This window comes from Phyllobacterium sp. GQ127 (assembly GCF_059758635.1).
Genome location: NZ_JCAXDZ010000008.1, coordinates 66423 through 80213 on the forward strand (window position 1 = coordinate 66423; position 13791 = coordinate 80213).

Genomic DNA, 13791 nt, shown 5'->3' on the forward strand with positions numbered 1-13791 from the left:
GACCAGGGGGAAATTTGATGGTTACGAATGCCGGACTGAAAGACACTCCCGGCAAACCCTTGCCTGAAACCGATGTCCCGGCGCTCGAGCTGGTTTCGGTGAGTTATTCCTATGGTAAACGCCAGGCGCTTGACGATGTCACGTTTTCGATAGTGCCTGGTACTTTTGCCGTGCTTTTGGGATTGAACGGCGCCGGCAAGACCACACTTTTCTCCCTTATCAGCCACCTTTACGCAACGCGTCATGGCCACATCCACGTGTTCGGCCACGACATAGACCGCAGACCCGGCAATGCATTACGACGATTGGGCATTGTGTTTCAGGCACGCACGCTTGATCTTGATCTTTCCATATACCAGAACCTGTCGTACCACGCTTCGCTTCATGGCATAGGAAAGCGGGATGCAGACCTGCGCATCCACGAGTTCATGCAGTCCATCGATATGAGCGACAGGCTGCATGAAAAGACCCGCAGTCTTTCGGGCGGGCAGATAAGGCGAGTGGAAATCATTCGTGCATTGATCCACCGACCCTCCCTGCTTCTCCTCGATGAAGCAACAGTGGGCCTGGATATCAAATCCCGCGCAACGATCCTTGCCGACATTCGCAAGCTCGTCCAGGAAAAGAACATAAGCGTGCTGTGGGCTACGCATCTCATCGATGAGGTTGCCTACGCCGATCAGATCATCGTGCTCAACCAGGGCAGGCTCGTCGCGAACGGACCAGTGGGCGAAGTGGTAAAGGATGCGGGAGCGCAGACGATCAATGAGGCCTTTTCCCGGCTGACAGGCGTTCTGGCGCTCGATACGGGGAGGCAATTATGAGTCAGGCCACAGCAGGCAATGTTCCGCACAATCGTTTTGGCACCGTGCAATATCTAACATGCCTGAAAGGCATTCTTGTCCGCGAGGGCTTGCGCTATCTCAATCAGCGCGAGCGATTTGTTTCCTCTCTGGTGCGGCCCTTGTTGTGGTTGTTTATATTTGCGGCCGGGTTTCGTCAGGTGCTGGGTGTCTCAATCATCCCACCCTATCAGACCTACGTACTTTATGAGGTTTATATCACACCGGGATTATGCGGGATGATCCTGTTGTTCAGCGGAATGCAGTCATCGCTGTCCATGGTTTATGACCGTGAAATGGGCAATATGCGTACCCTGCTCGTCAGCCCGTTTCCGCGCTGGTTCCTTCTGGTTTCCAAATTGCTTGCTGGCGTCGCGGTTTCAATCATCCAGGTTTACGCTTTCCTTTTTGTGGCCTGGCTGTGGGATGTGAAAGCGGCGGTACAGGGTTACTTTCTGATCTTGCCTGCCTTGTTCCTCTCGGGAATGATGCTGGGTGCTCTCGGCATGCTGCTTTCCTCCCTGGTCAAGCAGTTGGAAAACTTTGCGGGTATCATGAATTTCGTGATCTTCCCGATGTATTTCGCTTCATCCGCACTTTACCCGCTCTGGCGCGTACAGGAATCGAGCCCCCTTCTTTACAAGATATGCCTGCTTAACCCTTTCTCCTACGCTGTAGAATTAATCCGCTTTGCATTTTACGGGCAGATCGAATGGCTGTCTCTGGCTGTCGTTTGCAGTTTTATAGTTCTCTTCATCGCTGGTGCAATTATTGCCTACGACCCCTCAAGAGGCATTGTTGTCAAAAAACAAGAAGGAGGCAACACATGACCCGGACTGCCTTGGGAGCCATGATCGTCCTGTGCGCCAGTGCGGCGTCCATATTTCCAGCTTTTGCTGCAGCCAATAACGATCCAAGCTGGCCCTGCATTCAACGCAAGGTTCCGGCTCTTTCGATTGGTCAGGTCTGGGATGGTCCGGATATCCCCGAAGCGGCGGCAAAATGGAATACAGATTCGCAAATCCAGGAACTGGTCAGCGAGCTTGCAGCACGGCGTTTACCGCTCGAGGATGCGCAGAAACGGATCACTGAACTTGCCGACAGTCTCCCCCAAGAGGAGGTCAACAGCAAGATGTTTCTGCTGTTCCAGGGATTGTTCGATACGCTTAACGGTGAGCGCGTCCAAGTTATGGCGGGGATTTCCCGTTATGCGGCAAAGCAGAGGGATATGGCGGTTGATCTGCGCCGGGAAGCCTCCAAGGTTGATGCGCTGCGCGCCAAGCCCGGTACGGACCCAGAAGAACTTGATCGACTCGATCAACGATTGACATGGGAAACACGCATCTATGACGAGCGGGTGCATTCGCTGACTTATGTCTGCGAAGTGCCCATCATCATCGAACAGCGTCTTTATGGACTATCGAAGACGATTACCCGAGCCCTGATCAGACCATAGGCTCACTCATACGCCCTATTCGGCGATAGGCAAATGTGCCGTCAGATGATTTCTTACCGGTGGCCTGGTCGATCAACGCTCCCATCCGATCATGGAACGGCGACTTGATGCATGCGGGATCGCTCGCAGCAGCATCACCGGCAATGGCCATAGCTTGGCAGCGGCACCCTCCCCAATCGATCTCCTTGCGCTCACAGCTTCTGCAGGGTTCCTGCATCCAGTCTGTACCGCGAAACGCTTTGAACGCTGCAGAATCGTGCCATATCTCACTCAATGGCCTGTCTCCAAAGCGCTCGAACTGCAAGGTCTTGATTGTAGCGGCAGCATGGCATGGCAAGACGGTTCCATCCGGAGCAACCATGAAAGCATCCCGTGCCCAGCCACCCATGCAGGGTTTGGGGTAGATGGCGAAGTAATCGGGTGTGACAAAATCAATGGTCATTATGCCACGCAACCGCTCTTGTGCTTCTTCAACGATCAGCACCTGGCGCTCTACCGCAGCCCGCTGCGGCATGAGAGCATCGCGATTAAGGAGCGCCCAGCCTGCATATTGCACATTGGCGATCTCCAGCCGTTCGGCTCCAAGATCAAGCGCAAGATCAATAAAATCCGGCACCTCGTTCATGTTATGACGGTGGATGGGGGCGTTTATTGTCAACGGCAACCCTGTTGCCCTTACGCGCCGGGCAGTTTCAATTTTCTTCTCGTGAGCCCCGCGAGCGTTTCCGATTTTCTCCGTCGTGGTGGCAAACGCGCCCTGGAAGCTGAGCTGTATATGATCGAGCCCGGCTTCGGCCAGCGCCTCAATGCGCCCTTCGGAGATTCCAACACCGGCGGTAATGAGGTTGGTGTATACACCCCGCCGGGCAAGGCAACGGACAAGTTCCACAAGATCGGTCCGCAATGTCGGCTCCCCGCCCGAAAGGTGTACCTGCAGCACACCGAGATCCGCGGCCTGCTCGAAGAGGGAAATCCAGCCGCCGGTATCCATTTCGCGGTTGGCCTTGAGAAGCTCAACAGGATTGGAGCAATATGCACATTGCAACGGACACCGATGGGTAAGCTCTGCCAGCATACCTATGGGGGGAAGTACAGGTTCCATTACAACTCCACCAAAAATTTGTCGGACCATTCCTGCAGGAAGCCCGTTACATCCAAAGTGATCTCTGTTTCATCCGCTCCATATTGGTCTGCAAGGATGGCAATCATTTGCGTAACCTCATTGCGCCCGTTGCAAAGCCGCAAAATGTCAAGGCTGACTTCGTTGGGCCAGAATATCCGTTCTGGTGACAGCAAAGCCCATGCACCGCGCACCTTATCATACTGCAGCCTCGCATGCTTTTTCAGGGCTGGTCGCGACTGCGGTGATACGATCGCACGGATGCGGGTCTCACTCATGATACCTCCGGAACGAAAGCGCCGGGGGGAATATTGCCCTTTTGTCCGTAGGCATGGGACAGGGCATCAAGCATGGCCCATAATACATCACACTTGAATACAAGAGCATTGATCACTGCCTGCTGCTTTTCGGGAGTATTGGCATGCTCCATGACGTAAGTCAGCGCGAAATCCGAATCGCGGGAGGCGAGCGCCGGACGCTTGTCGAAATAGGCCAGGATGTCCTTTGTTATATAGTCATACTTTGCCAGCATTGCGGGCACGCGTTCGGTTATGATGACGGGTGAAAACAATTCGGTGAGCGATGAGGCGACCGCCTCCAGCATCGTTTTGTTGCTGCAGTAGGAAAGATATGCGCCAACGGCAAATCGTGTAGCCGGCAAAACTTTCCTCTCACTCTTGACCATGTCTGCATCCAGGCCCAGTCCCGTTGCCAGCTTGAGCCAGCGCGCAATTCCGCCATTCCAACCGTCATCACCGTCATGATCTTCGATACGCTTGCGCCATTGCGCCCGGAATTCCGGGTCTTCGGAGCGCATGAGGATTGCTGCATCCTTGCGCGGAATAACCGACTGATAGGAGTAACGGTTGAGCGCCCACGCCTGCATCTGCCCCTTGGTGAGGGCCCCGCTTGTCATCTGATGGTGAAACGGGTGCTTGTTGTGATAACGGGCAGCGCCAACCTCCCGGAGAACGGCTTCCAGTTCGCGGGGTGACAAGCCATTGCGTGCCGCATCATCAAATTCGCTCAAAGCCGGATCTCCATACCGTCGAATGCAACCTTCCAACCGGCCCGCACCACAGCAGCATGTTCGGGCGAAGTGGTATCCAGAATCGGGTTTGTATTGTTGATGTGCACATATATCCGCTTCCTGATCCCAAGCGCACCGATCGCAGCCATGGAACCATCGTCTCCAGCGATGTGGATATGCCCCATACGTGCTCCGGTTTTTACACCGACACCTGCACGGATCATCTCGTCATCCGTAAAGACCGTTCCATCGAACAACAGACATTGCGCATTGGTCAGCCTCGCTTTCAAACACTCTTCTATGCGGGCACAGCCGGGAATGTAAAACGCCGCAGCACCGTCGGGCGATGAGATCTTCAGACCGATCGCGTCGCCGTCCTGTGTGCCGAAATTATTGTCGCCCAATGCCGGATCTTCAAGAAACAATGCTACTTTCCCGGGCACCGGAAAGGTCTCGACAGTGATTCCCGTCGTCATTGCATCAGTGCCGACAATCGTTGTTTGCCTGTTCAGGACAAGCTCCCGCCGTTCCACTATCGACCGGTCAAGAACTTTGAAAATCGAATTACTGTCGAGAACATCAAGAACACGGCGCGAAGCATAAAGCACAAACGGCTCACGCTCGCGCATGCTCAGCAGCCCGGCAATATGATCGACATCAGCATTTGTCAGTACGACAGCCCTGATGGGTGTCGAGCGCAGCGGGCCGTCAGGCTTGGGTTGCAGTTCCGGCGTTGCAGCAATTTGCTGGCGAATATCCGGAGAAGCATTAAACAAGATCCAATCATTCCCGTTCGCACTTGCGGCAAGACTCGATTGGGTCCGGGCGCGAACATTGGCTTGGCCATTCCATGCAGCACGGCTCAATCGGTAATTGCAATTCCATTGAGGAAAACCGCCACCTGCTGCGGAACCAATGATCTTTAATCGCATCAGGCTGTATTTCCTCATTGCCAGAATTTATCCGGCCTTGCATTCAATCAGAAGTCGTCGCCCCGCGCGAGCATCTTGCGCGGGGCGGCCGGCTGCTACTTCTTTGCCTTTAATTCTGCGGGCAAATAGCGTGTCAATTCCATGCCGGCAGCAACCTGGCACATTTCAGGTTTTTTCCATGTCTTCTTCATGCTTTCCTCCTTCTACACAAAGACCAAAGATTGATCTTTCTCCGTTACCATACGCCTTCTTGGCGCAGGATTGAAATTAATAGGGTTCATTTTTCCGTGTCGGCTGCTTTGCTGCAACCCAGCCATCCGTACCCAACGGATACCAGAGAACCGCCTCATATCCCCACTCCACCGCCCGCTTGGCTGCATTCCATGACATCCAGCAATTCTCCATGCAGTAAAACAAGATCTTTCGCCGCTTGTCGTCTCCAAGCCGGGACATCAGCCCCTTACGGAAATAGGCTTCGGTCTCGCTGTTAATCACGCCATAACCCACATTCGCGAGCCAGATGCTGCCGGGGATATCCTCCCTTACCTTTTCCCTCCACACCGTACCCTGCGGCAGAGATGCCGGCTTTGGATCGTGGGGCAGTACATCGACAAAGACAGCTGCTTTGCTCTTCCACAATGCGATGGCCTCCTCAGTCGTGACAACCTGCGCACCCTTCAATGTTGCAGGCACTGGTGCCTTATAGTTTTCCAGCCTGTAGCCTGCGGGCTCGGAAACGGTATCGCCCGCAAGGGCAGCCGTTGGAGACAACCCCAACAAAACCGCCCAAAAACCGAACCATGTCCACACCGGATTTTGCCCTCCTGACAAATGGTGGTTATTGCGTAATTGGCCTGTCTTTTTCATCGATCAGCGGCACCTGGAAATCCAATAATATCTTGTTGATCTCCTTCTGGTTTTCCCTGATCACCTTATTCAAGGTGCGTTTCCACTCCTGATCGGAAGGACGAACGCCCATGGTAATGCGATATGCCATATGCCGTGATTTCTCCTTCACCAAGGGGATCACCACCAGATCAGGATCAATTTCCTTTGCATAGTAACCCGCCATCGGACCCCACAGCACTGCGGCCTCAATCGAGCCTTTTTTCAAGTCCTTGATCATCGTCTCTGCCATTGACGGCGCCAGACGCGTATCGACCATAAGCGGATAAGGGTGCACATTGCGCATGTAACCAGCCTTGGCAAGATTGGCTGCCGGGGGTGTGCCGGCAACAACGCCAATCCTCCTGCCGGCAAGCTTCTGGTCTTCAATGGTTTCCACACCATCAAGACCGGTATTTTTCTTGTAGATCAGCACATAAGTCGATCGGTAATAAGCATTGGTGTTCTGCACCAGCTCATCACCTTGAGCGTAACCGATGATGATGTCGCAACGATTGGCACGCAGCGTATTTCTGACAAAACCGGTTGCCATTGGATACCATGTATAGGCAACTGATTTCCGCCCAGTCTTGGCTGCAACGAGCTCAGCAAGTTTGTTCTCGAAACCTTTGCCTTTATCGTCGGAAAATGGCAGGTTTGAAGGATCAGAACAAACCCGCAAAACATCGGGGTCCACCAGCTCACCTGCCGTACCGAGGCCGGATTCTTGGGCAGACGCATTGAAGGACAGGCCGATCGCTGCACATGTAGCGAAAGCCATGACGATTTTTGCAAGTTGTGCCCGGTTCATCAGCATTCTAACCACCCATACAGGAGGTTTCGGCCTCTTTTGCGGCCTCCGGCTTATCTTCTTTCTTTGCCGGACGGCCGCGCGGGAGATCGCCGACTGCGCGTGCGCGCAAATATACATAAAGATCATCCATATAGCAGTAGACGTTCTTGTTCTCGCCGAATGCGGGCATGACTTTTTCGTTCCCGGCGCTCAGGTTCTTTCGGCCCTCCGCCACGATCGACAGAAAATCGGCATAGGTCATTGTTTTCAGAGAATTTGCCAGGGCGGGAGCGAAAGAGGAGCCTGCGCCATCTGCACCATGGCACACGTTGCATTCGGAATTGAAGCGACGATATCCACTATAGGTGTACCAATCGACCGTTCCGTCTTCCTGTATCTTGAATGTAGGGTTTCCTTCCTTGTCGGCATATTTACCATTGTCCTGTGAGGCGACCGCGGCGGCGGCTTTGTCGTCGGCATGGGTACTGACCAAGCTTGCCAAGAGAGCAAAGCTGGCAGTTACGGCAAGAATCGTTAATCGGATCGGCATCAAGAAACCTCTCATTGCAACCTCGCCAGCGCTCTGGGAAGCCCGGTCAGCAGTTGCGATTGATCATTTGTTTGTCGGAGCCGCAAAGAACCCGGCCGGCATGGCCGGGTTCTTCTTTAGCGACCGCCTCAACGTGGCTAACGGTATACAAGTCCGTCCTTGTCACTCAGGAACGGCAAAGACCGTCAATTGGCCACCAAGAGCCGTATAGTCCGAGAGGCCGGCATATCCACCGACAGCGCCCAGACCATCCGTGCCCTTGGTCAGACCGGCAGCAAGGCCGATACCTGCCCAACCGCCAACGCCTGACAGAACGGCAACATATTGTTTGCCCTTATGTTCGTAGGTGGTGACATTGCCGATAATGCCGGAGGGTGTTTTGAACTTGTAGAGTTCTTTGCCGTCCTTATCGACCGCCTTGAGGTAGCCCTCGAGCGTTCCGTAAAAGACCACGTCGCCATCAGTTGCTAGTGCACCGGACCAAACCGAGAATTGTTCGGATTTAGACCAGACGATCTCGCCCTTTGCAGCATCCCAGGCAATAAAGTTACCCATGCCACCATGGCTGTTGGGAGCCGGGTACATGGAAAGCGTCGCACCAATATAAGGTTGACCGGCAGTGTAACTGACCTTGTAGGGCTCATAGTCCATGCAGACATGATTTGTCGGCACGTAGAAGAGCTTGGTCTTTGGCGAATACGATGCTGGCTGCTGATCCTTTGTGCCAAGAGCCGCAGGACAGATGCCGGTTGTATTGACATCTTCACCCTGGGCCTGTGTCGAATACTTGTCGACAACCTTCGGACGGCCATAGGTCTTGCTGTCCTTGTCCATGTCGACTTCAGTAGCCCAGTTGACCGCGGGGTCGTATTTTTTAGCGACGAGAAGCTCGCCGTTGGCACGATCCATCGTGTAAGCAAAGCCATTTCTGTCAAAATGTACGAGGACATCACGTGGCTTTCCGTCAACCTCGATGCCGTCAGCAAGGATCATTTCATTGACGCCATCATAATCCCACTCGTCATGTGGGGTCATCTGATAAAGCCATTTGGCCATGCCGGTGTCGGCATCACGAGCCATGATTGTCATTGACCACCGATTGTCGCCTGGCCGCTGACTTGGATTCCACGTCGACGGATTGCCGGTACCATAATAGATGAGATTCAGCTTGGGATCGTATGAATACCAACCCCAAGTTGTACCGCCACCGACTTTCCACTGATCGCCTTCCCAGGTGTTCGTACCAGAATCGGCACCCACAGGTTTGCCAAGTTGGGTCGTCTTTTCGGGATCGATCAGTGTTTCTTTGTCCGATCCCATTGACCAAGCCCGCCAAGCCTGCTTGCCATCCTTGATGTTGTAGGCAGTGAGCGCTCCACGCACACCGAATTCGCCACCGGATATGCCAACAATCACTTTGTCTTTCACCACCATTGGTGCGGACGTGCCGGATTCGCCTTTGCTACCGTCCGCCGCTTCACCATTTTTCACCGACCAGGCGACTTCACCTGTCTTGGCATCAAGTGCAACGAGCGTTGTATCGGCCTGATACAGGAATATCTTGCCATCGCCGTATGCGACGCCGCGATTGACCGTATCGCAGCACATGATCGGAATAACATTGGAATCCTGTTTGGGCTCATATTTCCAAAGGATCTTACCATCATTGTTTAAATCAAGTGCAAAGACCGTGTTCGGGTAAGGCGCATGCACATACATCACGTCGCCGATAATGAGCGGACCACCTTCATGGCCACGCAGCACGCCCGTTGAAAATGTCCAGGCAACCTGGAGGTTCTTGACATTATCCTTGGTAATCTGGTTGAGTTTTGAGTAACGAGTATTGGCATAGTCGCCAGTCTGGATTGCCCAGTTCTTGGAATCCGAGATCAAGCCTTGAAGATCGTCATTGGCCAGAGCTCCACCCGCCAACGAGAACGTCATGGCTGTCGTAGCCAATGCAATTCCTATTAAATTTCTGTGTACACGCATTTAGTCCTCCCAAAGTTCACATTTATGAACTATCGGCGAAAACCGAGTAAACATACGGGTCCGCACCACTAGCTCAGGCAAATGGGGAAGTATTTCCGGCAGCGTGTCACGACAAAGCCAGGCGCGCAGAGGGCACCGTTACTGCCCACCTCGCTTGGCCTACGAAGACTGTCACCACTCCCTTGACGGCAACGTCCTTGAAGCCGGAAACAAGATGACGATAGGAGAAAGAATTTCATTAGGCAAGCATGATTATCGAATTTATATTTGCTGCATTGCAATATAATTCTTCCGCATTGCATAAGAAAACAAAAGATTTCTGATTTATTCTAAATATTTAACCCATGGCGAACCTTGATACTTTCATCTAAATTATATTTGCGTCCATATATTCTCTTTTATTAACAGCCTGGAAAATGTATATTTAGCATTGCCGAATGCTGGAGTATGAAAATGCCTGGAGTGAAAACCATCAAGCCGATTTTGTTAGCAAGCGCAGCAATCGCATTTCCAATGCTGGCACATGCTGCGTCAGATTATCCGACGCCGGCGGTTGCAGAGTATGTTTACGGTTGCATGAAAGCGAACGGAGAAAATCGTGACACCCTCCAGCGATGCTCCTGTTCAATCGATGTTATCGCCTCGGTTGTGACCTATGAGCGCTATGAAGCAGCAGAAACCTATAAGCAAATGGGGCTGGTTCCGGGTGAGAACGGTGTTCTTTTTCGCGAAAGCGCACCGGCAAAAGCTGCTATCAGCGAACTCAAGCGGGCTCAGGCAGAGGCAGACATCCGCTGCTTTTAAAGTTTACGGCTCAAAGGCTTGAGGATTCGAGCGGCCATTCATCCTTGGAATTTTTTGCCTTCGGTATCCAGGGCCTCAACCTTGAGCTCCTCTCCGGTCCTCGCGTCGAAGGCGAACCGAAAATTGGGATCTTCTGAGATCGATATACCACCTTGCATCGACAGGATCAGCTGATTGCCCTGGGAGACGGTGAGCCCCTGGATAAAATGGGCCGGGATATAATATCGTGTCAACTGATCCATCTGTAACCCGGAATTGTTCGGATGGCGGATCATCAGCTGCATCTCCGTGGCCCGGGTCAAGGGCTCCAAGCCAGGCGCCTTGGAGGGAAACACCCGCAGCTTCATTTTACCGAGCGATGCCATTGCTTCGTCCTGATTCTTCATCGCGGGTGCCGAGCACCCCCCGGAAGCCTTCACAAAGACTTCCGTCATGTGCAGCTTATCATCTTCCGTTTCAGCAATAGCCCGCACATAGGAATAGGCATTAACCCGCAGGCGCGTTGCCAGATGGGTTACGCCAGCGTTCTGCCCGAAGGTAAAGACCGCGGCGACAGGCGCCGGGTTCTCGTCGACGATCAAGGTCACGGTCTTGATGCGTCCCGTCTTGCTGTCTGTCTTGAAGTGCATATCGACAGGAACGACAGCTGCGTCTTCGGCGCGCTTGGGCGCTTCAATTCTGACGATCCCCTCGCCCTGTTCTATTGGCCGGCTCCCGAAAACATCGCTCTTCAGGCTCTTCCACGTTGCCGCCTCTGGCGCGCTGGCATTCTGGCTTTCCGCTGTTGCCGGACTGACGGCCCAAAGCAATCCCGCCGCGATCACAGCAGCACAACCCTTGGTTCGCTTCATATTCCAAGTCATGTTCGCCTCCACCAAATTTCGTTGGCGGTGCCCGGCCAGTCGTTATCATACCACTTGGCACGATGGTCTGGCAAACACCAACAAGTAGCTACTCCCACTCAAGTTCGGCATAGGCAGCAGTTGCATTGCGCTCATTGTACTGGTTGAAAAGATGCCATTTGTCGCGTTCACTTTGGGCGGCGGTCCGGTTTGCATCCGTCATGGAGCGGCCATCGGCAAGCGCCATGCGAATGTCCCTGGCGAGCGCGTCGAAATAACGACTTTCATCGTCAAGTGCCTGTGGCCACGGTGCCGGAACAGTCCCGTGCCCGGGAACGGCCAATTCGGCATGAATCTCCCTTAAATCCTTCAGCTGCCTGATCCAGCCAAGCAGCGACCCGTCGATTGTGGGGATATGCTGCGTAAAGCACAGGTCGCCAGTGAACAGAATCCGTGTCTGTTGATCGAATACAGACAGATCATTGTCGGTATGTGCCGGTTTCCAAGCTCTCAACGTCACCTTGCGGTTGCCCAGGTCCAGCTCCTGCTCGCCGGCAACGGTTATCGCAGGCGGAATTATTCTGATGCTGGACATGAGTTCGGGACCGAGGATCGCACGATAACTTTGCAAATAATAATCGCCGCGATTGGCCAATGCCCGTCTCAGATTGTGGTGACCCACTATAACGGCTCCCGTGCCTTCAAAGGCCGAGTTTCCAAAAATGTGGTCGGGATGCATATGAGTGTTGATGAGATACCGAATCGGCTTGTCCGTTTTGGCTCGAATTGCCGCCACGAGCCTTCTGCCCTCTGCCGCACTGCCGCCACTGTCGATAGCGGCAACGCCCTCATTGCCGATGATGAAGCCAATGTTGCATATGTCGCCTTCATTGGCGGTACTCATCATCTCCGGCGCTCCGGTAAATGCGAAGATGCCTTTCGCTATTTCCTTGACGGGAAGCGCCTCGGTTCCGTCCGGCTCTGCGCTGGCAAACCGTGCATGGGGCATACAGCAGCCGGCAAGCAGCAATCCGGTGCCCAAAACGGTACGTCGCGAAGGTCCGGCCATGTCAGGCTCCTCCATCCGGAAATCTGTCGCGGAATGATCTGAGAATATCCCGCTTTGCCTGTTCGGTTCTGCTCTGGCGGGGCAATTTGATGTCGAAGGTTCCGATAACATGTGCAGGACGATCCGACAGAACGATAATCCGATCGGACAACAGGATGGCTTCCCTGATATTGTGCGTGACCATGAGTGCTGTTGTCGGTCGCTCCGCCCATACGCCCATCAGCAGGTGACGAAGCTGCTGGGCCGTGGGTTCGTCTAGAGAAACAAAAGGCTCATCGAGCACCAGAATATCCGGTTCAATGGCCAGAGCCCGCGCAATTGCCGCTCTGCGTGCCAGCCCGAGCGAAAGCTCCCCCGGGTAGAACGTTCTCATCCGGGACAAGCCCAATGTACTGAAAAGCGCATCGAGATTCGTGTCCTTGAGGTGATCCGGCAGCGCGAGACGGACATTTTGCTCAACGGAGCGCCATGGAAGCAGGAGCGGCTCCTGAAATACCGCTCCGATGCGGGGATGCGTCAGCCCGGAGAGCTGCATTGTACCGCGATAATCGGTGTCGAGCCCCAGCAATATGCGCAGTGTCGTTGTCTTGCCGCATCCGGACGGCCCCACAATGCAAGCAAACTCGTTCTGCGCCACCTCAAAATGCAAATTCTGAAGCACGGTGATAGCTTCGCCATTCGATGACCGGAACGACTTCTGTTCTATGTCGACCTTAAGCTTCGTGGCGGCGCCAACGTGTGGATGTTTGTTCAAGAGGCTGCACCAATACGAGTTCAATAAATAGCATCACCGCAACGAATGCCAAAGTGTAGGCAAGGATTGCAGCGACATCGAAGAGCTGGAAAAACAGATTGATCTGGAAGCCGACACCGTTGGCTCTGCCCAGCAGCTCCACGACAAGCACTATTTTCCAGATGAGGGAAATACCGGATCTGGACGCCGCGGCTATAAAGGGCTGCAATTGCGGCAGCAGGATATGACGCAGCCGATCCATTCGGCCAAAGCGGTAAATTTTCGCCATCTCGCCATAGCGCTCATCCAAAGCCCGTGCGCCCTCGCGCATTGTGACAACAACATTGGGAATCTTGTTAAGCGCAACTGCTCCGATAGCCGCTGCCTCGTTGAGGCCAAACCAGATATAGGCGAGCACAATGATCACCAGAGCGGGTATGTTCAGGAACAGTATAACCCAGGGATTGAAAAACCGGTCAGCACCTCTGTGCCTTCCGAGCGCAACGCCGATAGCAGAGCCAATCAGCATCGCCAGAATGAACGAGGCTGCGACCCGCCAAAGCGTCATGCCCAGATGATAGCCCATGTCGCCGCTGGCTGTCTCACGCAGGAAAGCCTGCAAGACGAGAAGAGGCGCGGGAAAGGACCGGCTTGGCCAAAGCGAAGCTCCGATGTGCCATGCGACGAGCAAAACTGCAAAGGAAATGCATCCCATCGTGACCGACGACCAATATTGTCGTGAA

17 protein-coding genes are annotated in these 13791 nt (G+C 53.8%); 4 read left to right on the plus strand and 13 right to left on the minus strand.

Annotation, left to right across the window (positions count from 1 at the left end; genetic code table 11):
• Positions 1 to 17 precede the first annotated feature (17 nt).
• From AC6CHM_RS21675 to AC6CHM_RS21685, 3 genes are read left to right on the plus strand one after another with little or no spacing between them, the layout of a single operon-like run.
• Positions 18 to 824 carry an ABC transporter ATP-binding protein gene (locus tag AC6CHM_RS21675; protein ID WP_498174808.1) on the plus strand — a complete coding sequence of 269 codons (807 nt, stop codon included), beginning with the start codon at positions 18 to 20 and terminating at the stop codon, positions 822 to 824.
• Entirely contained in the window at positions 821 to 1672 is an 852-nt protein-coding gene (locus AC6CHM_RS21680) for an ABC transporter permease (RefSeq protein WP_498174810.1), read from the plus strand. The genes AC6CHM_RS21675 and AC6CHM_RS21680 overlap by 4 nt, the downstream gene beginning before the upstream one ends.
• Positions 1669 to 2298 carry a hypothetical protein gene (locus AC6CHM_RS21685; RefSeq protein WP_336441644.1) on the plus strand — a complete coding sequence of 210 codons (630 nt, stop codon included), beginning with the start codon at positions 1669 to 1671 and terminating at the stop codon, positions 2296 to 2298. Before AC6CHM_RS21680 ends, AC6CHM_RS21685 begins: the two co-directional genes overlap by 4 nt.
• Here AC6CHM_RS21685 and pqqE read toward each other — a convergent pair.
• From pqqE to xoxF5, 9 genes are all read right to left on the minus strand, one after another.
• Positions 2288 to 3400 carry a pyrroloquinoline quinone biosynthesis protein PqqE gene (gene pqqE / locus AC6CHM_RS21690; protein WP_336441643.1) on the minus strand — a complete coding sequence of 371 codons (1113 nt, stop codon included), beginning with the start codon at positions 3398 to 3400 and terminating at the stop codon, positions 2288 to 2290. The genes AC6CHM_RS21685 and pqqE overlap by 11 nt on opposite strands.
• The gene (pqqD, locus tag AC6CHM_RS21695) at positions 3400 to 3696 is read right to left on the minus strand and encodes a pyrroloquinoline quinone biosynthesis peptide chaperone PqqD (protein WP_115053906.1); all 297 of its coding nucleotides are present in this window, start codon (positions 3694 to 3696) and stop codon (positions 3400 to 3402) included. The genes pqqE and pqqD overlap by 1 nt, the downstream gene beginning before the upstream one ends.
• A complete protein-coding gene (gene pqqC / locus AC6CHM_RS21700; protein ID WP_498174813.1) occupies positions 3693 to 4448 on the minus strand; it encodes a pyrroloquinoline-quinone synthase PqqC in 756 nt (251 codons plus the stop codon). Before pqqC ends, pqqD begins: the two co-directional genes overlap by 4 nt.
• A complete protein-coding gene (pqqB, locus tag AC6CHM_RS21705; RefSeq protein WP_498174815.1) occupies positions 4445 to 5380 on the minus strand; it encodes a pyrroloquinoline quinone biosynthesis protein PqqB in 936 nt (311 codons plus the stop codon). The genes pqqC and pqqB overlap by 4 nt, the downstream gene beginning before the upstream one ends.
• 95 nt (positions 5381 to 5475) lie before the next feature.
• Positions 5476 to 5571, minus strand: coding sequence for a pyrroloquinoline quinone precursor peptide PqqA (locus AC6CHM_RS21710; RefSeq protein WP_115053909.1), 96 nt, complete (start codon positions 5569 to 5571; stop codon positions 5476 to 5478).
• A 76-nt stretch (positions 5572 to 5647) separates the two neighbouring features.
• Positions 5648 to 6247 (minus strand): PQQ-dependent catabolism-associated CXXCW motif protein, encoded by a 600-nt coding sequence (locus AC6CHM_RS21715; protein WP_498174818.1) that lies wholly within the window; start codon positions 6245 to 6247, stop codon positions 5648 to 5650.
• The gene (locus tag AC6CHM_RS21720; protein WP_498175041.1) at positions 6219 to 7076 is read right to left on the minus strand and encodes a substrate-binding domain-containing protein; all 858 of its coding nucleotides are present in this window, start codon (positions 7074 to 7076) and stop codon (positions 6219 to 6221) included. Before AC6CHM_RS21720 ends, AC6CHM_RS21715 begins: the two co-directional genes overlap by 29 nt.
• Positions 7077 to 7083: 7 nt before the next feature.
• Positions 7084 to 7608 (minus strand): c-type cytochrome, methanol metabolism-related, encoded by a 525-nt coding sequence (locus AC6CHM_RS21725; protein ID WP_115054090.1) that lies wholly within the window; start codon positions 7606 to 7608, stop codon positions 7084 to 7086.
• A 162-nt stretch (positions 7609 to 7770) separates the two neighbouring features.
• Complete coding sequence (xoxF5, locus tag AC6CHM_RS21730; protein WP_162802572.1) at positions 7771 to 9552, minus strand: lanthanide-dependent methanol dehydrogenase XoxF5; 1782 nt, start codon at positions 9550 to 9552, stop codon at positions 7771 to 7773.
• A gap of 495 nt (positions 9553 to 10047) precedes the next feature.
• On the opposite strand from xoxF5, the gene AC6CHM_RS21735 reads away from it, so the two are divergent.
• A complete protein-coding gene (locus tag AC6CHM_RS21735) occupies positions 10048 to 10404 on the plus strand; it encodes a hypothetical protein (protein WP_115053912.1) in 357 nt (118 codons plus the stop codon).
• Positions 10405 to 10442: 38 nt separating this feature from the next.
• Here the strand turns inward: AC6CHM_RS21735 and AC6CHM_RS21740 are convergent, their stop codons facing one another.
• The 4 genes from AC6CHM_RS21740 to AC6CHM_RS21755 all read right to left on the minus strand — a co-directional run bounded on the left by AC6CHM_RS21740 (position 10443) and on the right by AC6CHM_RS21755 (position 13763).
• Positions 10443 to 11267: a quinoprotein dehydrogenase-associated SoxYZ-like carrier gene (locus AC6CHM_RS21740; RefSeq protein WP_498174821.1), complete on the minus strand. Its 825-nt coding sequence runs from the start codon at positions 11265 to 11267 to the stop codon at positions 10443 to 10445.
• 88 nt (positions 11268 to 11355) lie between these two features.
• On the minus strand, positions 11356 to 12315 hold the full coding sequence (locus AC6CHM_RS21745) for a quinoprotein relay system zinc metallohydrolase 2 (protein ID WP_498174823.1): 960 nt from the start codon (positions 12313 to 12315) through the stop codon (positions 11356 to 11358).
• Between the two features lies 1 nt (position 12316).
• Positions 12317 to 13069 (minus strand): ABC transporter ATP-binding protein, encoded by a 753-nt coding sequence (locus tag AC6CHM_RS21750; protein WP_498174825.1) that lies wholly within the window; start codon positions 13067 to 13069, stop codon positions 12317 to 12319.
• On the minus strand, positions 13029 to 13763 hold the full coding sequence (locus AC6CHM_RS21755; RefSeq protein ID WP_498175044.1) for an ABC transporter permease: 735 nt from the start codon (positions 13761 to 13763) through the stop codon (positions 13029 to 13031). The genes AC6CHM_RS21750 and AC6CHM_RS21755 overlap by 41 nt, the downstream gene beginning before the upstream one ends.
• Between the last annotated feature and the right edge of the window lie 28 nt (positions 13764 to 13791).